The organism is Dyella thiooxydans (assembly GCF_001641285.1).
Classification (GTDB): Bacteria; Pseudomonadota; Gammaproteobacteria; order Xanthomonadales; family Rhodanobacteraceae; genus Dyella_A; species Dyella_A thiooxydans.
In genome coordinates, this window is record NZ_CP014841.1 from 1,834,732 (window position 1) to 1,854,674 (window position 19,943).

Here is a 19,943-nt window from a genome sequence, read left to right on the forward strand (position 1 = left end):
TTCATCCTGCGACGATGTTGACGATCTTGCCAGGCACCACGATCACCTTGCGCACGGTCAGGCCCTCAAGATACGCGAGGACCTGCGGATGTGCGCGGGCCACCGCCTCGGCCTCGTCCTTGGACGCGCTGGCCGGTACCTCGATGGTGCCACGCAGCTTGCCGTTGACCTGCACCGCCAGGGTCAGCGAATCGCGCACCAAGGCGGACTCATCCACCGCCGGCCACGGCAGCGTCTCCAGCACGGTTTCCGGGTGGCCGAGCACCTGCCACAGCGCATGGCTCAGGTGAGGCGTGACCGGATTGAGCAGCAGCACCATCGCCTCCAGCGCCTCGTGGCGCACGGCGCGGCCCTGGTCGCTCATGTCGTTGAACTTGCCCAGTGCGTTGAGCAGCTCCATCAGCGCGGCGATCGCGGTGTTGAACGCGTGGCGGCGACCGAAATCGTCGCCGACCTTCTGGATCGTCTCGTGCAGCTGGCGGCGCAACGCCTTCTGGCCGGCATCGAGCGCGGCCGGATCGACCACCGGATGATCCGGCTGCGAGGCGTGCGTGGTGACTTCGCGCCAGAACCGGCGCAGGAAGCGGGCCATGCCTTCCACGCCCGCCTCGCTCCATTCCAGCGACTGCTCCGGCGGCGCGGCGAACATCGAGAACAGGCGCACCGTGTCGGCGCCGAACTTGCCGACCATCGACTGCGGATCGACGCCGTTGTTCTTCGACTTGGACATCTTCTCGGTGCCGCCGATCAGCACCGGCTGGCCATCGGCCTTCAGCAGCGCACCAACCACCCGCGCCTTGTCGTCACGCTGGATCTCGACGTCGGCCGGATTGATCCAGTCTTTCGAGCCGTCGGCGTTCTCGCGGTAGAAGGTCTCGGCGATCACCATGCCCTGGCACAGCAGGTTGGTGGCCGGCTCGTCCGACTGCACCAGGCCCGCGTCGCGCATCAGCTTGTGATAGAAGCGGAAGTACAGCAGGTGCAGGATCGCGTGCTCGATGCCACCGATGTACTGGTCCACCGGCAGCCAGTAGTTGGCGCGCCCATCGACCTGCTCGGCGGCGCCCGGCGAGGTGTAGCGGGCGTAGTACCAGCTCGACTCCATGAAGGTGTCGAAGGTGTCGGTCTCGCGCTCGGCCGCGCCGCCGCACTCCGGACAGGTGGTCTTGCGCCACTCCGGGTCGGCCTTGATCGGCGACTGCACGCCGCCGCCCTTCGAGTACACGTCCGCCACGTCCTCCGGCAGCAGCACCGGCAGCTGGTCTTCCGGCACCGGCAGGTCGCCGCACTTGGCGCAGCGGATCACCGGGATCGGGCAACCCCAGTAGCGCTGGCGGCTGACGCCCCAATCGCGCAGGCGGTAGTTCACCCGGCGCTCGCCCTTGCCGTCCTTGCCCAGCACCTCGGCGATGGTGTCGAAGGCTTGGCGGTAGTTCTTGCCGTCCAGCACGCCGGAATTCACCACGCGCATGTCGGCGCGGGTCTTGTCGCCGTACCACTCCTGCCAGCGCGTCGCGTCGTAGCTCTCGCCCTCGACCGCGATCACCTGGCGGATCGGCAGGCCGTACTTGCCGGCGAACTCGAAGTCGCGCTCGTCATGGCCCGGCACCGCCATCACCGCGCCGGTGCCGTAGCCCATCAGCACGAAGTTGGCCACCCACACCGGCACCTTGTCGCCGGTGACCGGGTGGATCGCGAACAGGCCGGTGGCCATGCCGCGCTTTTCCTGGGTTTCCAGCTCGGCCTCGGAGACGCCGCCCTGGCGCAGCTCGGCGAGGAACGCGGCCAGCGCGGGGTTGTTCCCAGCCGCCTTCAGCGCCAGCGGATGCTCGCCGGCGATCGAGACGAAGGTGACGCCCATCAGGGTGTCGGGACGCGTGGTGAACACGGTCAGCGGGTCGGCCTCGCCGTCCACCGCGAAATGGATCTCCAGGCCTTCGCTGCGACCGATCCAGTTGCGCTGCATGGTCTTCACCGCGTCCGGCCAGCCGGGCAACGTGTCCAGGCCGTCGAGCAGCTCCTGCGCGTAGTCGGTGATCTTCAGGAACCACTGCGGGATCTCGCGCTTCTCCACCAGCGCGCCGGTGCGCCAGCCGCGGCCGTCGATCACCTGCTCGTTGGCCAGCACGGTCTGGTCGACCGGATCCCAGTTCACCACGCTGTTCTTGCGGTAGGCGATGCCCTTCTTCATCAGGCGCACGAACATCCGCTGCTCGTGCACGTAGTAGTCGGGGCGGCAGGTGGCGAACTCGCGCGACCAGTCGATCGCGTAGCCCAGCGACTTGAGCTGGCCGCGCATGTGCTCGATGTTGGCGTAGGTCCACTTGGCCGGCGCGGTCTTGTTCTTGATCGCGGCGTTCTCGGCCGGCAGGCCGAACGCGTCCCAGCCCATCGGCTGCAGCACGTTCCTGCCCTGCATGCGCTGGAAGCGGCTGATCACGTCGCCGATGGTGTAGTTGCGCACATGGCCCATGTGCAGCGCGCCGGATGGGTACGGCAGCATCGAGAGGCAGTAGAACTTCGGACGGCTGGCATCCTCGGTCACCTCGTAGGCGCGCTCGGCGGCCCAGTACTGCTGCGCTGCCGCCTCCACCGCCTGCGGCCGGTAGGCGTTTTCGCCCGCCTCGGTGCCAGCGGAAGGGGAACCCTGTTCGTCGTTGTTCTGCATGTGTCCGGTGCCGTGGGTACGTGATGCGACGGGGCCTGTGGCCGATCCGAGCCGCCGTCGCGATAGCCGGCCAGCCTAGCCGAAGCGCCGACGGCTCGCCAAGCTGAAAACAGTGTGGGGGCGCTCAGCCTCCAGGGCAGCGGGCATCCCCGGCGGCGAGATCGCGGGCCGCCTGGGCCACCTGGTCGGCCAGCCGACCCAGTGCTTGCTGGTGACCCTGGACCAGCGCGTCATAACCGGCCCCCACCGGCTGGTTGAAGGTGCTGGCGCAGGCCAGGCTGCGTGAGGTGCTGTCGCCATCGATCAGGCGCAGGCTCCATCCGGCTTCCAGCAGGGCATAGCCGCCGGGCTGCGAGTCGAAACGGCGCACATCCACCTTGATCCGCACCACCGGCTCGCCCGGATGCGCCAGCCCGGACACGTCCGGATGGCCCAGCGCACCGGCGAGGTCGGCCGACAGCGCGCTGCGGATCTCGTCCGCCAGCGGCGCGATCCAGCGCTCACCCTGCAGCAGCGCCACGCCCTGCCCGCCCTGGCGCACGACCAGCTGCGGCTGGTCGTCCTGGGCGGGGATGCTCACCGGCAACAGCTCGAACGCCGGCCCGATGCCGCCCTGCCCGGATGCGGCGGAAGCCGGCGGCACCAGGGTGTAGTAATGCGTCGGCGCGGAGGCACAGGCACCGAGCGCCAGCGCGGCGCCCAGCGCCACGAGCCGGCCGGACAGGTTGCGCAGGCGCGTCATGGCTTGTTTCCTTGCTTGGAGGGTTGGGTCTCGTTCGCGGGTTTCGCCGGCGCGGGGTCGCTCTTGCGCCCGCGGATCAGCGCCTCCGGATGCGTGCCGAGGTAATCGCTGAACACCCGCAACGAGCGCGCCATGCGCTGCAGTTCCTGCAGCGTGCCCTGCAGGTTCTGCTGCAGTGGCGAATCCGGCGAGAGCGCATTGTCGGTCGTGCCCAGCGTCCGGCGCGCATCCTTCAGCGTGCCCTTGAACTCGGGCAGCACCTGGCCGTTGACCTGCTTGAGCGTGCCATCGAGGTCGGCAAGCGTCTGGTCCAGATGCTTGCCGATGCTGTCGAACGGGATCTTCTGCACCTTGTCCACGATCTCCGCGAGCTGCTCCTGCAGCTTGTCGAAGCTGCCCGGAGCGGTGGGGATCTGCAGCGGGCGGACCGTCGGGTCGAAGGCGACCTTAGGCGCCTTCGGCAGGAAATCCATCGCGATGTAGAGCTGGCCGGTCAGCAGGTTGCCGGTGCGCGCCTGCGCGCGCAGGCCATGGGCGACCAGCTTGCCCATGATCGGGGCCAGGTCGGGACTGCCGTTCTGCTCCTGCGCCTGGGCCACCAGCTTGTCGTAGGCACGACCAAGCCGCTGCGGATAGACCACGGCGCCCACGGTCACCGGGAAACTCTCACGCTTGGCGTCGTAGTCCATGGTGATCGACACCACCCGGCCGATGTTGATGCCGAGGAACTCCACCGGCGCGTCCACCGCCAGCCCGCGCAGCGACTGGTCGAAACGCATGCGGATGTACTGCGGCGGACCATCCGGCGGCGCCATCGCGGTGGCCTTGTCGTCGAACAGGCGGTAGGAGGCCCCCTGCTGCGCCGGGGTGGCGTCGTGCGGACCGGCCGGATCCTGGAACGCCACGCCACCGGCCAGCACGGTGGCCAGCGACTGGGTGTTCACCTTCAGGCCGTTCGCTCCCAGCGAGACATCCAGGCCACTGGCGTTCCAGAAGCGGGAGGACCGGGTGACGAACTGGTCGTAGGGACCGTCGATGAAGATGGTGAAGGTGACACCCTTGCCGTCCTTGTCCAGCTCGTAGGACGCCACGCGGCCCACCTGCACGCGGCGGAAGTACAGCGGCGAGCCGATGTCCAGCGAGCCGAGGTCCTCGGCATGCAGGACGAAGCTCTTGCCCGGCGCCCCGTAGGTGACCGCCGGCGGATTCTCCAGCCCCTTGAAGTCGTAACGCGTCTCGTCCGATGTGCCGACGTCGGCACCGATGAAGGCGCCGGACAGCAGCGTGTCGACCCCCGACACGCCCCCCAGGCCGATCCGCGGACGCACCACCCAGAAGCGGGTGTCGGCGCGGGCGAAGCCCTCGGCACTCTTGTCCAGCGCCACCTTGACCAGCACCTTGCTGCGATCCGGGCTGAGCCGGATGTGGGTGACCTTGCCGATCACCACGTTCTTGTACTTTACCGTGGTCTTGCCGGCGTCCAGACCCTCAGCGGACTGGAAACTGATGGTGATCGACGGCCCTGCCTGCATCCAGCTGTGCACCACCAGCGACAGCCCCACCACGGCGGCGAGGATCGGCACCAGCCAGATCAGCGAGGCACCCAGCCGGCGCCGGTGCACCACCGGCTGCGGCAACTCGTCGCCCGCAGGATTGGTTTCTTCAGTCATCGTTGTCCCTGTTGTCCCAGATCAGGCGCGGATCGAAACTCATCGATGCGAACATCGTCGCCACCACGGTCAGGCCGAAGTACACCACCCCCGGCAACGGCTCCACCTGGCTGAGTACGTTGAAACGCACCAGCGCGGTCAGCAGCGCCACCACGAACACGTCGAGCATCGACCAGTAGCCGATGAACTCGACCAGCCGGTAGAGCATGGTGCGCTGGCGCTGCGCCCACAGGCTGCGGCGCTGGACGGATACCAGCAGCGTCCCCAGCACCAGGAATTTGAGCATGGGCACCACGATGCTCGCCGTGAAGACGATGACCGCCAGGTCCGGCGAGCCCTTGACCCACAGTTCGACCACGCCGCTGAGAATGGTGTTGTCGTCCACGTCGCCCAGGCTCACCGTGCGCATGATCGGCAACAGGTTGGCCGGAAGATAGAAGATGAACGCGGTGATCAGCCACGCCCAGGTGCGGCTGGCACTGGCCGACTTGCGCCGGTGCAGGCGCGCGCCGCAGCGCGGGCAGGCCTGGTCGTGCACGTGGCCGTCGCGGCACACCAGGCCGCACACGTGGCAGCCGATCAGGCCCAGCTCGTCGGCCCGCGGCAGCGCGCTCACCGCGACCGCTCCCGCGTGACGTCCCACAGCTGGCGCAGGTCGACCGTGCCGAACACGGTGATCAGCAGCATCAGCGCACCGTAGGCGAAGATGCCGGGATCCGGCACCACCTGGAAATACACCCGCGCCTTGACGATGGCGACCATCGCGCCGAGCACGAACACCTCGCTCATCGTCCAGGGCCCGAGGTAATGCAGCACGATCATCGCGCTGCGGAAGCCCGGGCCGCGCTCGCCGCGCCGGGCGAACCAGAACACCCAGCCGAACAGCAGCATCTTCGCCATCGGGAAGAAGAACAGCGTGAGCGCGGCGAGCACCGCCACCACCTCGGCGTGCTGCTGCCACATCGTGACGATGGTGCCCCACAGCGTGGCGCTGCTCGGCCGGCCGTTGAGCTCGAGCGTCACGATCGGCCAGATGTTGGCCTGCACGAAGACCACCATCGCGGTGAAGGTGAGTGCCAGCAGCTGGTCCGGTCCGAGCCGCGCATGCCGCTCGAGGATGTTGTGGCAGCGCTCGCAGCAGGCCACCTCGCCCCGCGACAGCGGGCGCCGGCGATACACCGTGTCGCAGTGCTCGCAGATCAGCAGCCCTGCCGTGGTGGGTGGCGTGTTCGCGCCCATGCGTGTGGTGCCGTGTCCCGGGCTGGTCATCCATGGATTCTCGCAAATCTCGGCGCGTGGCGCTGAACCGGCTTCGACCGCACCGGCCGGTCGCCATGCCCTTGATATGCTGCCGTCCGGCCCAGATCTGGGGCGCCATTGACCACCGGAGCGACACCGTGACCGACACCGCCCACCCGCACGTCTTCGACGTCACCGAGAGCAACTTCGAGAGCGACGTACTGCAGGCCTCGCTCGACACCCCGGTGCTGGTGGACTTCTGGGCGACCTGGTGCGGTCCATGCCGCACCCTGGGCCCGATGCTCGAGAAGCTGGCAGCCGAGTTCAACGGCGCCTTCCGCCTCGGCAAGGTCGACGTGGACGCCAACCAGCAGCTGGCGGCGATGTTCGGCATCCGCTCCATTCCCACGGTGATGCTGGTCAAGGACGGGCAGATCCTCGACGGCTTCGCCGGCGCACTGCCGGAAGGCCAGCTGCGCGAGTTCCTGGCCCGCCACGTGCAGCCGCTCGACGGCGAGGCCGCCGACGCGGCTGACGAAGCCACCGCCCCCGCCGAGTCGCCGACCGAGGCGGTCAACCGCCTGCAGCAGGCGATCGCGGCGGCCCCCGACCAGCCGGAGCTGAAGCTCGACCTGGCGGTGGCGCTGATGCGCCTGGGCAACGTGGACGCCGCGCAGGCCGAGCTCGATGCCCTGCCCGCCAACCTCGCCACCGACACTCGCGCCGTGCGCCTGCGCCATCAGCTCGAGCTGGCCGGTGCCCTGGCTGGTGCGCCGACGATGGAGGCCCTGCGCCAGCGGGTAGCCGCCGATCCGACCGACTGGGAAGCGCGCGACCTGCTCGGCGTGCGCCTGCTGATCGAGGACGAGCCGGCGGCTGGGCTCGAGCAGTTCCTGGTCATCCTGGAGAAGGCCCGCGACTGGAACGACGGCGCTGCCAAGAAGCGCCTGATCGCCGCCTTCGCCACCCTCGACGACGCCGAACTCGTCGGCCGCTACCGGCGCCGCATGGCTTCGCTCTTGTTCTGACCAGATCAGCAAGACGCAACATACGCATGCGTATGCTCAGATAGACTGGCGGTCCTCTTCGCCAGCCGATGTTCTCGCATGCGTCCGAACACCTTCCGCCGCCTCATCAACCTGTGGCCCCCATTCCTGGCCAACAGCATCCGCGTGCAGTCGATCGCGCCGGACTGGAGCGAAGCGCGCGTGCTCCTTCGGCTGCGGCCATGGAACCGCAACTACGTGCGGACCCAGTTCGGCGGCAACCTGTTCGCGATGAGCGATCCGTTCTGGATGCTGCTGGCGATGCATCGGCTGGGGCGCGACTACCTCGTATGGGACAAGTCCGGCGCGATCGACTTCGTGGCGCCTGGCCGCGCCACCGTCCACGCGGCGTTCCGGATGCCGGACGCCGTGGTCGACGAGCTGCGCTCGGCGGCGGCCGGCGGCGACAAGGTGCTGCGCTGGTTCGAGACCGAGATCACCACCGCGAACGGCGAGGTGGTGGCGCGCGTCCGCAAGCAGCTCTATGTCCGCCTGAAGCCTGCCGTGCGCGAGCGCAACGCCGCGGCGGGCATGAACCCTCACCGGCGGGAGCAATTGCAGGACCGCTGAAAACGTCCTGAAAGAGTGGGGAGGGACAGTGGGGTAGCCGCAGGCAGGACGCCCCCTTCTCAAGCGATCCACCCCACATGATGAGTGCACACTCCGGTGCTCCTGCGCACCGTACCGTTCCCGTCCACGTCGAGCGCGCCGGCTTGCTGTCGCTGCTCGTCACCCTGCTGTGGGGCGTGGCGTGGATCGCCGGACTGATGCGCAGTGGCCTGGGCGAGCCGGACGAGGGTCGTTACGCCGAGGTCGCGCGGGAGATGCTCGCCAGCGGCGACTGGATCACGCCGCGCCTCGACGGCTTCCTGTTCTTCGACAAGCCTCCCCTGCACTACTGGGGAACGGCGGCTGCATACGCGCTGCTCGGCACCGAGCCCTGGGTGGCACGTCTGTGGGGTGCACTGGCCGGCCTGCTGGCGATCGCCGCTGTGGCCTGGGCCGGGTGGCGGGTGTGGGGGCGTGCGACCGGCTTCTATGCCGCGACGATCCTCGGCAGCAGCCTGCTGTTCGCGGTGAGCGCGCACGTGGGCACGCTGGACCTCGGCGTCGCCGCCTTCCTGGCACTGGGCATGGCCTGTTTCGTGGTGGCGCAGTTCGACCCGGCGTCGGCGTCCCACCGCACGGCGATCAACCTCGGAATGTGGGCGGCGCTGGCGTTGGCGGTGCTGTCCAAGGGACTGATCGGCGTGGTGCTGCCCGGCATGGTGCTGGCGGTGTACATGCTGTGGCAGCGCGACTGGCGCGTGCTCGGGCGCGTCTCGCTGCTGCCGGGCCTGGTCCTGCTGCTGGTGGTGTCGGCCCCGTGGTTCATCGAGGTGACGCGGCGGCACCCGGAGTTCTTCGATTACTTCTTCATCCGCGAACATTTCACGCGCTTCCTCACCTCGGCCGACAACCGCGGCAAGCCGCCCGGCTTCTTCCTCCCGGTGGTGCTGCTGGGACTGTTTCCATGGACCGCGCTGGTGCCGTTCACCCGCCTCGGCTGGCGGGCGATGTGGAGCGGCGCACCGGTGGATCGGCTGCTGCTGGCCTGGGTCGGCGTGGTGTTCGTGTTCTTCTCGATCTCGCATTCGCAGTTGCCGTTCTACATCCTGCCGCTGTTCCCCGCGGCCGCCCTGCTGCTCGGCCGCATCGCCGCCCGACTGCCGCATGAGGCGCTGGCGCGTCGCATGCGCGTGACCGCCTGGGCGGCCGCCATCGGCGCGGCCGCCGCGCTGGCCGCTGCGCTCATGCAGCGCCACCACCCGGCGCACGCAGGCATGCCGACCGCGCTCGGCGGACTGGCCGCGAGCCTGGCGATCATGGCGTTCGCGGCGGGCTACGCGACCCGCCGGCTGACCCGGCACCGCCATCACGATGCGGCGATGCATGCGCTGGCACTGGCCGGCATCGTCGGCTGGACGATCACCCTGCTGGCGTCGCAGGCCTGGGTCGGCCCACGCTCGGGCGAGCCGGTGGCGCGGCTGATGGCGCCGGCGCTCACCGTGGACACGCCGGTCTACATGGTCGGCGGCTTCGTCCGCGGCCTGCCGTTCTACCTGGAGCGCCCGGTGACCATCGTGGCGCAGGACCGCGACGACCTCACGCCCTTCATCGACTCCCGTCCCGGCGGCTATCTGCCGACGCTCGAAGCCTTCGAGGCGCGCTGGCGCACCTCCGCCCACGGCGTCGCCCTGGTTGACGCACACGCGATGGCGGTGCTGCAGCAACACCGGCTGCCGTACGTCTTGCTCGGCCGCCTGCCCACGGGTTTCGTCATCGCCCGCCAGCCTGCCCGGTGAGCGGGGTGCAGTCGCATGCAGGTCCGGCGTCGCCGGCCCCTGCGTCACCGTGGAACCGCCGCCTGGCCGGATGGCTGGCGCTGTGGTTCGGCGTGGCGCTGGTGGCGATCTTCCAGCACGGTCCGGTGCCGATGTACTCCACCCGCACCCTCGCGGTGGCGTGGGAGATGTGGCAGCGGCACAGCCTCCTGGTGCCCTACCTCAACGGAGCGCCCTACAGCGACAAGGCGCCGCTGCTGTTCTGGCTGATCCACGCCGGCTGGGCCGTCGTGGGTGTCGGCGACGGCTGGCCGCGCCTGCTCGAAGTGCTGCTCGGCGGGCTCCAGTTGCTGCTGTGCATCCGGCTCGCGCGGCGGCTGTTTCCGGCGCAGGCGGCGATCGCGTACGCCGCGCCGCTGCTGTTGATGAGCTTCAGCTACGCGTTCGAGTTCGGCCTGCAGTCGATGTACGAGGTGCTGCTCGCCGACTGCGTGCTGGCGGCGCTGCTGGCGCTGCGCCCCGGGCCCGGCGAGGTACGACCGAACCTGCCCGGCTTCGCCGCCGCCATGGCGCTCGGGCTGCTGGCCAAGGGTCCGGTGATGCTGCTGCATGCCGGCCTGCCCTGGCTGCTCGGCCCGCTGTGGCAGCCGTGGGCATCGCGCCATCGTGCACGCTGGTACGGCACCGGTGCGCTGGCGGTGCTGGCTGCGCTGGCCGTGCTGCTGGCCTGGGCACTGAGCGCCAGCGCTGTGGGCGGGGAGGTCTATCGACAGCAGTTGCTGTTCCACCAGACTGCCGGGCGGGTGGTCGACGCGTTCGCGCACCGGCAACCGATCTGGTGGTACCTGCCGGTGTTGCCGGTACTGGTGTTCCCGTTCGTGCTGTGGCCGCGCCCCTGGCTCGGCATCGCTGCCCTGCCGCTAGGTCGCGACGATGGCCTGCGCTTCCTCGCCGCCTGGCTGCTGCCGGTGCTGCTCGGCTTTTCGTTGGTCTCCGGCAAGCAGGCGTACTACCTGTTGCCCGAGTACGCCGGCTTCGCGCTGCTGCTGGCGGCGGCGCTGGCGTACGCCCCGTCGGGGAGCCCGCGTGGACTCGGGCCGTGGCCGCTGGCCCTGTTCACTCTGCTGCTGGGGATCGGGCTGCTGGCGCTGCCCACGCTGGTGGCACGCGGCGTGGCGCAGTCGCCGATGCTGCAGTCCTTCGCCACCCACAGCCGCGGCTTCGGCGGGCTGTTCGTGCTGCTGGCCGCGCTGCTCGCCACCCGCGGGGCAGAGCTGGAGAAGATCGTGCTCTCGGCCCTTGTCGGTGTGCTGGCGATCAACACCCTGTTCACCCTGACCTGGTGGCACGCCTTCGACCTGCGCGAGGCCTCCGTGGTGCTGGCGAAAGCCGAGGCGGAGCACCGGCCGATCTTCAACAACGAGGGCTACAACGGGCAGTTCACCTTCGCCGGGCGGCTGACCCTGCGGATCGACGAGGGCGCCGGCCCCGTGACGCTGCGCCAGTGGGCCGCTGCGCATCCGCAGGGCGTGGTGGTGACCTACCCGAAAACCGAGGCCGAAGCCCGCGCCTGCCCCGCGCTGCATGTGCAGCGATTCCGCGGGGTATGGCTGGCGATCCGGGCGGCGTCAGCGTACCTGCCACAGGCGACGACACCCTGCCCCTGAGGTCCAGCGTGGTCCTGCCCGCTCGTACGGAAGCGGAGAGTGCCCGCTGCTCCGCCTCCGGTGAAAACGCTGCGTGCGCGAGCATCCGGCATGGCGTACCCGACGAGCGACCGCTTCAGCCATTCTCCCGCTCGAAGCGGATCACCGCGTCCAGCTCGGCCTCCGCCCGTTGCACCGCCTTGCCGGCGGCCTGGTTCGCCAGCCAGCGCAGCAGCCCCAGGCGACGCAGCACGAGGTAGGCCATGCCGACCACAGCCAGCGAAACCACCGCCGACAGCACCAGCCAGGTCACGAACCCGGGACGGACGTGGTCCCACAGGCTCACGCCGGCACGGTCGCCCGCGTATTGCGCGAACATCAGCAGGGCGGGAATCCAGATCACGCTGCCCAGCACCGCGAACAGCGGCGCCTCCACCTTGACCCGCCAGGCGCGCAGATCGGCGATGCGCCGCTGGATCTCCAGCACCGGCGCGGCATAGTCGATGCCTTGGACCATCGCCAGCGTCCGCGCCGCAACGATCACCGCCAGCGTACCGAACACCTGCATGGCGATGCCGCAGGCCATGGAGCGCACGTCGCCCAGGTGACCGGACCAGAAGCTGATCCCCCACAGCATCAGCGCGATGCCCAGCGGAAGCTGCAGCATCAGGCCCCAGACCAGCGGCCGCAGTCGTCGCTGCACACGCTCCATACCGCTGTCGCGAAACAGCTGCAGATGCAGCGTCTGCTGCCGCGCCAGGCGCTGGTCCAGCGCCTGCCAGGCCAGCTTCATCTCATCCAGTTCCATGCTCACGCTCCGGTGGGGGCCGCGGCGGCCATCCGGCCGCGCAGCGTCTGCTTGATGCGGCCGATCTTGGTGGCCACGTTGGTTTCGGTGATGCCGAGGATCTCGGCGATCTCCGCGTAGGAGCGCTCGTCCAGGTACAGCACGATCAGTGCCCGGTTGAGCGGGTCGAGCCGGCCGATGAAGGCGTGCAGCTCGGCGATCCGCTCGTCCGGTTCGGGCGCCGGCTCGCCGGCCACGGTGTCGAGGTGGTGGGCATCAAGCGGCTCCAGCTTCGTGCGCCACGCCGCCTCGCCGCGACGCAGGTGCGAGATCGCCACGTTCAGCGCGACCCGGTACAGCCAGGTGGAGAACTTCGCGCGGGCCGGGTCGTAGCGGGCGAACGAGCGCCACGCCTGCAGGCCGATCTCCTGTGCCAGGTCGCGCCGGTCCTCGGCGTGCGGGGCGTAGATCGCCGCGACCTTGAGCACGATGCCCTGGTGCTCGTGGAGCAGGTGCTGGAAACGTTCGGGATCGGGACGGGTCATCGGCAAGGGTCGACAAGGGACTCGCAGGGATGATTCGCTAGCTCGGGAAAAAAATCACAGCCACCGGCCGCCATACAATCCGGGGCTGGCCTTTTCGGGGAACCTCCATGCGACCGCTGCGCGTCAAACGCTACGTACTCACCGGCCTGCTCACCTTCCTGCCGCTGTGGGTGACCTGGCTGGTGTTCAAGTTCGTGTTCGGCGTACTGGCCGGGGTCGGCGCGCCGATGGCCACCCTGGTGCGCCGCGCGCTCGGCCTGGCTGCTCCGGATGCGGCGGCGGCGCTGGACCACGGCTGGGTGCTGGCGATCATGGCGCTGGTGCTGACCCTGCTCGGGCTGTACACGGTGGGCTGGCTGGCCAGCCGCATGGTCGGCCGTCGCCTGATCGATGCCTTCGACGGCCTGCTCACCCGCATCCCGCTGGTGCAGACCATCTATGGCGGCACCAAGAAGCTGATGGCGGTGCTGCAGCAGAAACCCTCCAACACCCAGCGCGTGGTGCTGATCGACTTTCCCCGCCCCGGCATGAAGGTGGCCGGCTTCGTCACCCGGGTGATGACCGAGGAAGGCAGCGGTCGCGAGATGGCCGCGGTGTACATCCCGACCACGCCGAACCCCACCGGCGGCTATCTGGTGGTGGTGCCGGTGGACGAGCTCACGCCGACCGACTGGAGCATGGACCAGGCGATGGCCTTCATCATCTCCGGCGGTGCCGTGGCGCCGGATACCCTGCCCGCCAGCCGCACCCTTCCACGGTAGGAGCGCACCCTGTGCGCGACCTCGCAGTGGCAGCGCCACGGAACGCGATGACACCCATGCGCCACGGCTCCGCGAGTCGTCATTCCCGCGAGAACCGGAATGACGGTCTGGAAGGAGTGCCCCGCAGGAAGGCCTGTTCGTTTCATGAGCCGACACCAGGCGGTCGCGCACACGGTGCGCTCCTGCAGTCCAGCCGATATCGCTCTCATCCAGGACACCTCATGCCCCGACTGATCCTCGCCGGCCTGCTCGGCCTCGCCGCCCTGGGCGCCCATGCCACCGACTGGACCACGCCCGCGGAGGCGACGCACTTCCGCACCACGCCCAGCTATGCCGATACGGTCGCCTACCTCGAACGCCTGCGTCACGCCGCGCCGGATCGGCTGAAGCTGGTGACGTTCGGCACCACGCCAGAGGGCCGGCCGATGACCGCGGTGATCGCCAGCGGCGACGGCACGTTCGACCCGGCCGCCGCACGCGCCGCGCACAAGGCCGTGGTGCTGGTGCAGGCCGGCATCCATCCGGGCGAGATCGAGGGCAAGGACGCCGGCCTGATGCTGCTGCGCGATATCGCCGTCACCGGCCGGTGGCCGCACCTGCTCGACCACGTGGTGCTGGTGTTCATCCCGGTGTTCAGCGTGGACGGCCACGAGAACAGCTCGCCGTACCACCGCATCAACCAGAATGGCCCGGAAAGCCAGGGCTTCCGCGGCCAGTCGCAGTACCTCAACCTCAACCGCGACTACATCAAGGCGGACGCGCCGGAGATGCGCGCGTGGCTGAAGCTCTGGCAGCGCTGGCTGCCGGACTTCCTGATCGACGTCCACACCACCGACGGCGCCGACTACCCCTACGACCTGACCTGGTACACCGAGGACCCGCACAAGCTCGAACCCGGCGTCGCCGCGTGGCAGCAGGCGCTGATGGACCGGACGCTGCCGGCCTACGAGAAGCGCGGTCACCTCGCCTCGATCTACCTGGAATTCAAGGACGGCCGCGATCCGACCAAGGGTATCGAGAACTTCGGCTCCGGTCCTCGCTTCTCCACCGGCTACGCCGCGTTGCAGAACCGGCCCGCCCTGCTGATCGAAACGCACATGCTCAAGCCGTACGCGGTGCGCGTGCGCGCCGTCTACGACCTGGTGCAGCTGCTGCTGGCGCGGATCGACGCCGATCCGACATCCCTGCTGGCCGTCGATGCCGCCGCCGACGCGCGCGTGATCGCCCGGGCGGGCCAGCCCGACGCACGCGTGCCGCTCACCTTCAGGCTGTCGCCCGAATCCACGCCCTACACCTTCAGGGGCTACGCGTTCACCGTCACGCCCAGCGACATCTCGGGGGCGGGCTGGATCCACTACGACCCCGGCAAGCCGCGCACCTGGACCATCCCGAACTGGAACACGCTGCTGCCGGATCTTTCCGTCACGCCGCCGGCCGCCTACGCGGTGCCGGCGCAGTGGACGGCGGTGATCGACCGCCTCGCCGCCCACGGCGTCGCCATGCAGCGGCTCGACCACGCCGTCACGCTGACCGCGGGCGGCTACCAGCTCGACCATCCGGTCTGGGGCGCGTCGCCGTTCGAGGGCCATCACATGCTGCGCTCGGTGGACGTGACGCCGGCCACCCGCACCGTCACCCTGCCACCGGAGTCGGTGATCGTGCCGATGGACCAGCGTGCGGCCAACGTCGCCATCGAACTGCTGGAACCGCAGGCGCCCGACTCGCTGCTGCGCTGGGGCTGCCTGGATGCTGTGTTCGAGGCCAAGGAGTACGGCGAGCCCCGGGTGCTGGAGCAGCTCGCCCGCGACATGCTGGCCCGCGATCAGGCGCTGGCCACCGCGTTCCGCGACCGCCTCGCCACCGACCCGTCGTTCGCCGCCGATCCCCGTGCGCGGCTGGACTGGTTCTACCGCCGCTCGCCCTGGTATGCCGCGCAGGGCGTGGGCGCCTACCCCGTCCTCCGTCTCGACCCCACCCAGCTGCGCACGCTGCGCGGCGCCGACGCCCGATCGGACGCCTCCCCCACCCCTGACCTTTGACACTGTCTGGACCATGACTCTTGACCTAGCGTCGAAAGTCATGCCTGGCGGTCCGATGCCGCCGGGCCCGCCGCTTTCCGTTCCATCCGTATACGGATCATCCACAGAGGGAATCCCATGACCAAGCCGTTCCTGAAACCGCTGGCGCTCGGCGTCAGCCTCGCGCTCTCGCTCTCGGCCTGTGGCAAGCACGAGGACGCGGCCAAGCCTGCCGAAACCGCACCGGCCAAGGCCGCAACGGTCGCCAAGGCCGCCGCCCCGGCCGCGCCCAAGAGCGTGTTCGACGTCGGCGAACTGGGCCCGTCCAGCGAGGCGTGCCAGGACTTCAACACCTTCGTCAATGCCAAGTGGATCGCCGCCAACCCGATCCCGGCCGACCAGACCTCGTGGGGCTCGTTCAACGTGCTCTATGAAAAGAGCCTGGCCGACCAGCACCAGCTGGTCGAGGACGCCGCCAAGAACGCCGACAGCGCCAAGGCCGGCTCGATCGAGCAGAAGATCGGCTGGCTGTACTCCTCCGCGATGGACATGGATGCACGCAACAAGGCCGGCTTCGACCCGATCAAATCGGACCTGGCCGGGATCGACGCGCTGAAGTCGAACAAGGACCTGCCCGCCTGGCTCAACCAGTCCTTCGCCAAGGGGGATGGCGCGGTGTTCGGATTCGGCTCCGGCGCCGACTTCAAGGATGCCAAGATCCAGATCGGCTACGCAGAGCAGGGCGGTCTGGGCCTGCCCACCCCGGATTACTACAGCAACCCGAAGCAGAAGGATCTGCGCGACGCCTACGTGAAGTACCTCGCCAAGCTGTTCGAACTGACCGGTGACAAGCCGGCCGATGCGGCCAAGCAGGCCGACCTGGCGATGAAGTTCGAAACCGAGCTGGCCGCGCACTCGGTGCCGCGCGTGGAGATGCGCAAGCCGGAAAACCAGTATCACTTCGTGACGGTGAAGGAAGCGGACAAGGTCACCCCGCACTTCGACTGGAACGGCTTCTTCAAGGCGCAGGGCGTGACCGTCGACAAGGGCTTCTCGCTGTCGCAGCCGAAGTTCTTCGCCGAGTTCGACCAGTTGCTGGCCAAAGCCCCGCTGGCCGAGTGGAAAGCCTACCTCAAGGCCCGCACGATCTCCGGCGCCGCCTCCGCGCTGTCGCAGCCGTTCGTCGACGCGCAGTTCGACTTCTACGGCAAGACCCTGCGCGGCCAGCCGCAGCAGAAGCCGCAGTGGAAGCTGGCGCTGGGGTCGGTCAACGGCGCGATGGGCATGGCGCTGGGCGAACTGTACGTCGCCAAGTACTTCCCGCCGGAAGCCAAGGAGCGCGCGGAGAAGCTGGTCGACAACGTGCGCAATGCGCTGAAGACCCGCATCGAGAATCTCGACTGGATGAGCGCCGAGACCAAGGCCAAGGCGCTGGACAAGTGGTCCAAGTTCCTGCCGAAGATCGGCTACCCGGACAAGTTCCGCAGCTGGGACGGCCTGACCATCAGCAAGGGCGACTACTACGCCAACATGGAAGCGGCGGGCAAGTTCAACTACGACTACGACATCGCCAAGATCGGCAAGCCGACCGACCGCAAGGAATGGGGCATGACCCCGCAGACGGTCAACGCCTATTACAACCCGACCGACAACACGATCAACTTCCCGGCCGCGATCCTGCAGCCGCCGTTCTTCGATGCGAATGCCGATGACGCGATCAACTACGGCGGTATCGGTGCGGTGATCGGCCACGAGGCCAGCCACGGCTTCGACGACCAGGGCAGCCAGTTCGATGGCGACGGCAACAACGAGAACTGGTGGACCAAGGAAGACCGCGCCAAGTTCGACGCCCGCACCGACAAGCTGGTCAAGCAGTTCGACGCCTATGCGCCGATCCCCAGCCATCCGGACCTCCACGTCAACGGCAAGCTGACCCTGGGCGAGAACATCGCCGACCTGGGCGGCCTGAACATCGCCTACGACGCGCTGCAGACCGCGCTGAAGAACCACCCCGAGGAAGCCGGCAAGAAGATCGACGGCTACACCGAGGACCAGCGCTTCTTCCTCAACTGGGCCCGCGTGTGGCGTGGCTCGATCCGCGACAAGGCGCAGATGGTCTACCTCAACGCCGACCCGCATTCGCCGGAGAAATTCCGCGCGATCGGCGCGCCGTCGAACATGCCGGCGTTCGCCACCGCGTTCCAGTGCAAGCCGACCGATCCGATGGTCCGCTCCGGCGACCAGCAGGTGAAGATCTGGTAATCGCCCTTGCCGCCCCGTCATGCCGCCCACCGGCGGCATGACGGGGCGGTTGTCTTTTCCGGTCTCCGGACCGGCTCCCGTTTCCGCCAGAGAGATATCCATGTCCCATTCCTTCCTGAAGCCGACCGCGCTTGCGCTCGCACTCACCCTGTCCCTCACCGCGTGCGGCAAGCATGAGCAGGCTGCAACGCCGGCCCCGACCGCACCGGCCAAGGCCTCCACTGCAGCCACCGCTGCCGCAGCGCCTGCCACCAAGAGCGTGTTCGACGTGAGTGAACTCGGCCCGGCCAGCGAGGCCTGCCAGGACTTCAACACCTTCGTCAACGCCAAGTGGGTGGCCGCCAACCCGATTCCTTCCGACCGCACCCGCTGGGGCGCCTTCGACAAGCTGGCCGAGGACAGCCTCAACACCCAGCACGAGATCGTCGAGAACGCCGCCAAGAACGCCACCACCGCCCCGGCCGGCTCGATCGAGCAGAAGATCGGCTACCTGTACCAGTCCGGCATGGACGAGGCGGCCCGCGACAAGGCCGGCTTCGCTCCGATCAAGCCCAAGCTCGAGGCGATCGCCGGCCTGAAGAACGGCAAGGACGTGGCCGACTACCTGATGAAGAGCTTTGCCGACGGCGACCAGCAGGTGTTCGCGTTCGGCTCCGGTGCCGACTTCAAGCACGCCGAGACGCAGATCGGCTACACCTTCCAGAGCGGCCTGGGTCTGCCGACGAAGGACTACTACCTCGATCCGAAGCACGCCGAAGAGCGCAAGGCCTACCTCGACTACATCGCCAAGACGCTGCAGCTGACCGGCGTATCCGAGGCCGACGCGAAGAAGCAGGCCGACCAGGTGATGGCGTTCGAGACCGAGCTGGCCAAGGCGTCGCTGGCGCCGGTGGATCTGCGCGAGCCGTCGAACCAGTACCACTTCGTCAGCGTGAACGAGGCGGACAAGGTCACCCCGCACTTCCAGTGGGAGGAGTTCTTCAAGGACCAGGGCGTGACCATCGACAAGGGCTTCTCGCTGTCGCAGCCGGCGTTCTTCGCCGAGTTCGACAAGCTGCTGGCCAAGGCGCCGGTGTCGCAGTGGCAGGCCTACCTGCGCTTCCACGTGATCGACGACGCCTCGCCGTATCTCAGCACCGCGTTCCAGGACAACAAGTTCGACTTCTACGGCAAGACGCTGTCCGGCCAGCCGGAGCAGAAGCCGCTGTGGAAGCGCGTGCTGGGCACGGTGAACGGCGCGATGGGCATGGCGCTGGGCGAGCTGTACGTGAAGAAGGAGTTCACCCCCGAAGCCAAGGCCCGCGCGCAGGAGCTGGTCGACAACGTGCGCAACGCGCTGAAGGCGCGCATCGAGAACCTCGACTGGATGAGCGCCGAGACCAAGGAAAAGGCGATCGCCAAGTGGAACACCTTCCTGCCGAAGATCGGCTACCCGGACAAGTGGCGCAGCTGGGACGGCCTGAGCGTCACCCCGGACAACTTCTACGCCAACGTGATGGCGGCCGGTAAGTTCAACTACCGCTACGACATCGACAAGATCGGCAAGCCGACCGACCGCAAGGAGTGGGGCATGACCCCGCAGACGGTCAACGCCTACTACAACCCGACCGACAACACGATCAACTTCCCGGCCGCGATCCTGCAGCCGCCGTTCTTCGACGCCAAGGCGGACGACGCGATCAACTACGGCGGCATCGGCGCGGTGATCGGCCACGAGGCCAGCCACGGCTTCGACGACGAGGGCAGCCAGTTCGACGGCGCCGGCAACAACGTGAACTGGTGGACCAAGGACGACCGCGCCAAGTTCGACGCCCGCACCGACAAGCTGGTGGCGCAGTTCAACGCCTACACGCCGATCAAGGACAAGCCGGACGCGCACGTCAACGGCAAGCTGACCCTGGGCGAAAACATCGCCGACCTGGGCGGCCTGAACGTGGCCTACGACGCCCTGCAACAGGCGCTGAAGCAGCATCCGGAGGAAGCCGGCAAGAAGATCGACGGCTACACCGAGGACCAGCGCTTCTTCCTCAACTGGGCCCGCGTGTGGCGCGGCAACATCCGCGAGAAGGAAGCGCTGCTGCGCCTGAACACCGATCCGCACGCCCCGGCTTCGCTGCGTGCGATCGGTGCGCCGTCGAACATGCCGGCCTTCGCCACCGCGTTCCAGTGCAAGCCGACCGATCCGATGGTCCGCTCCGGCGACCAGCAGGTGAAGATCTGGTAAGACCCCCGCCG

General features: G+C 68.5%; 15 protein-coding genes. 8 read left to right on the top strand and 7 right to left on the bottom strand.

The window, feature by feature from the left end; translation table 11 throughout:
* Position 1: 1 nt before the first annotated feature.
* From leuS to ATSB10_RS08320, 5 genes are all read right to left on the bottom strand, one after another.
* Complete coding sequence (leuS, locus tag ATSB10_RS08300; RefSeq protein WP_063672019.1) at positions 2–2,668, bottom strand: leucine--tRNA ligase; 2,667 nt, start codon at positions 2,666–2,668, stop codon at positions 2–4.
* A 124-nt stretch (positions 2,669–2,792) separates the two neighbouring features.
* The gene (locus tag ATSB10_RS08305) at positions 2,793–3,410 is read right to left on the bottom strand and encodes a PqiC family protein (protein ID WP_063672021.1); all 618 of its coding nucleotides are present in this window, start codon (positions 3,408–3,410) and stop codon (positions 2,793–2,795) included.
* Positions 3,407–5,080 (bottom strand): PqiB family protein, encoded by a 1,674-nt coding sequence (locus tag ATSB10_RS08310; protein WP_063672024.1) that lies wholly within the window; start codon positions 5,078–5,080, stop codon positions 3,407–3,409. Before ATSB10_RS08310 ends, ATSB10_RS08305 begins: the two co-directional genes overlap by 4 nt.
* Positions 5,073–5,696: a paraquat-inducible protein A gene (locus ATSB10_RS08315; protein ID WP_063672026.1), complete on the bottom strand. Its 624-nt coding sequence runs from the start codon at positions 5,694–5,696 to the stop codon at positions 5,073–5,075. The genes ATSB10_RS08310 and ATSB10_RS08315 overlap by 8 nt, the downstream gene beginning before the upstream one ends.
* Positions 5,693–6,319: a paraquat-inducible protein A gene (locus ATSB10_RS08320; protein WP_063672028.1), complete on the bottom strand. Its 627-nt coding sequence runs from the start codon at positions 6,317–6,319 to the stop codon at positions 5,693–5,695. Before ATSB10_RS08320 ends, ATSB10_RS08315 begins: the two co-directional genes overlap by 4 nt.
* 158 nt (positions 6,320–6,477) lie before the next feature.
* On the opposite strand from ATSB10_RS08320, the gene trxA reads away from it, so the two are divergent.
* The 4 genes from trxA (at position 6,478) to ATSB10_RS08340 (ending at position 11,356) form a co-directional block, all read left to right on the top strand.
* A complete protein-coding gene (gene trxA / locus ATSB10_RS08325) occupies positions 6,478–7,347 on the top strand; it encodes a thioredoxin (protein ID WP_063672030.1) in 870 nt (289 codons plus the stop codon).
* A 78-nt stretch (positions 7,348–7,425) separates the two neighbouring features.
* On the top strand, positions 7,426–7,935 hold the full coding sequence (locus ATSB10_RS08330; RefSeq protein ID WP_063672032.1) for a DUF4442 domain-containing protein: 510 nt from the start codon (positions 7,426–7,428) through the stop codon (positions 7,933–7,935).
* A 77-nt stretch (positions 7,936–8,012) separates the two neighbouring features.
* A complete protein-coding gene (locus ATSB10_RS08335) occupies positions 8,013–9,710 on the top strand; it encodes a glycosyltransferase family 39 protein (protein WP_063672034.1) in 1,698 nt (565 codons plus the stop codon).
* Between the two features lie 5 nt (positions 9,711–9,715).
* Positions 9,716–11,356 (top strand): glycosyltransferase family 39 protein, encoded by a 1,641-nt coding sequence (locus ATSB10_RS08340; protein WP_063672036.1) that lies wholly within the window; start codon positions 9,716–9,718, stop codon positions 11,354–11,356.
* A gap of 115 nt (positions 11,357–11,471) precedes the next feature.
* Here ATSB10_RS08340 and ATSB10_RS08345 read toward each other — a convergent pair whose 3' ends face one another.
* Both ATSB10_RS08345 and ATSB10_RS08350 read right to left on the bottom strand, forming a co-directional pair.
* Positions 11,472–12,143, bottom strand: a complete 672-nt coding sequence (locus tag ATSB10_RS08345; protein WP_063672037.1) for a hypothetical protein — start codon at positions 12,141–12,143, stop codon at positions 11,472–11,474.
* 2 nt (positions 12,144–12,145) lie between these two features.
* Positions 12,146–12,673: an RNA polymerase sigma factor gene (locus ATSB10_RS08350; RefSeq protein ID WP_425478185.1), complete on the bottom strand. Its 528-nt coding sequence runs from the start codon at positions 12,671–12,673 to the stop codon at positions 12,146–12,148.
* A 101-nt stretch (positions 12,674–12,774) separates the two neighbouring features.
* On the opposite strand from ATSB10_RS08350, the gene ATSB10_RS08355 reads away from it, so the two are divergent.
* The 4 genes from ATSB10_RS08355 (at position 12,775) to ATSB10_RS08370 (ending at position 19,932) form a co-directional block, all read left to right on the top strand.
* Positions 12,775–13,428, top strand: coding sequence for a DUF502 domain-containing protein (locus ATSB10_RS08355; protein ID WP_063672042.1), 654 nt, complete (start codon positions 12,775–12,777; stop codon positions 13,426–13,428).
* Between the two features lie 221 nt (positions 13,429–13,649).
* On the top strand, positions 13,650–15,467 hold the full coding sequence (locus ATSB10_RS08360) for a M14 family metallopeptidase (protein WP_063672046.1): 1,818 nt from the start codon (positions 13,650–13,652) through the stop codon (positions 15,465–15,467).
* A gap of 117 nt (positions 15,468–15,584) precedes the next feature.
* Positions 15,585–17,708, top strand: a complete 2,124-nt coding sequence (locus tag ATSB10_RS08365; RefSeq protein WP_063672048.1) for a M13 family metallopeptidase — start codon at positions 15,585–15,587, stop codon at positions 17,706–17,708.
* Positions 17,709–17,808: 100 nt separating this feature from the next.
* Positions 17,809–19,932 carry a M13 family metallopeptidase gene (locus ATSB10_RS08370; protein ID WP_063672050.1) on the top strand — a complete coding sequence of 708 codons (2,124 nt, stop codon included), beginning with the start codon at positions 17,809–17,811 and terminating at the stop codon, positions 19,930–19,932.
* The last annotated feature ends 11 nt before the right edge of the window (positions 19,933–19,943 follow it).

What these genes read in the sequence shown, in the direction of transcription:
- leuS (WP_063672019.1), bottom strand. Translation starts at nt 2,668, where the DNA reads ATGCAGAACAACGACGAACAGGGTTCCCCTTCCGCTGGCACCGAGGCG.
- ATSB10_RS08305 (WP_063672021.1), bottom strand. Translation starts at nt 3,410, where the DNA reads ATGACGCGCCTGCGCAACCTGTCCGGCCGGCTCGTGGCGCTGGGCGCC.
- ATSB10_RS08310 (WP_063672024.1), bottom strand. Translation starts at nt 5,080, where the DNA reads ATGACTGAAGAAACCAATCCTGCGGGCGACGAGTTGCCGCAGCCGGTG.
- ATSB10_RS08320 (WP_063672028.1), bottom strand. Translation starts at nt 6,319, where the DNA reads ATGGGCGCGAACACGCCACCCACCACGGCAGGGCTGCTGATCTGCGAG.
- ATSB10_RS08330 (WP_063672032.1), top strand. Translation starts at nt 7,426, where the DNA reads ATGCGTCCGAACACCTTCCGCCGCCTCATCAACCTGTGGCCCCCATTC.
- ATSB10_RS08335 (WP_063672034.1), top strand. Translation starts at nt 8,013, where the DNA reads ATGATGAGTGCACACTCCGGTGCTCCTGCGCACCGTACCGTTCCCGTC.
- ATSB10_RS08345 (WP_063672037.1), bottom strand. Translation starts at nt 12,143, where the DNA reads ATGGAACTGGATGAGATGAAGCTGGCCTGGCAGGCGCTGGACCAGCGC.
- ATSB10_RS08355 (WP_063672042.1), top strand. Translation starts at nt 12,775, where the DNA reads ATGCGACCGCTGCGCGTCAAACGCTACGTACTCACCGGCCTGCTCACC.
- ATSB10_RS08360 (WP_063672046.1), top strand. Translation starts at nt 13,650, where the DNA reads ATGCCCCGACTGATCCTCGCCGGCCTGCTCGGCCTCGCCGCCCTGGGC.
- ATSB10_RS08365 (WP_063672048.1), top strand. Translation starts at nt 15,585, where the DNA reads ATGACCAAGCCGTTCCTGAAACCGCTGGCGCTCGGCGTCAGCCTCGCG.
- ATSB10_RS08370 (WP_063672050.1), top strand. Translation starts at nt 17,809, where the DNA reads ATGTCCCATTCCTTCCTGAAGCCGACCGCGCTTGCGCTCGCACTCACC.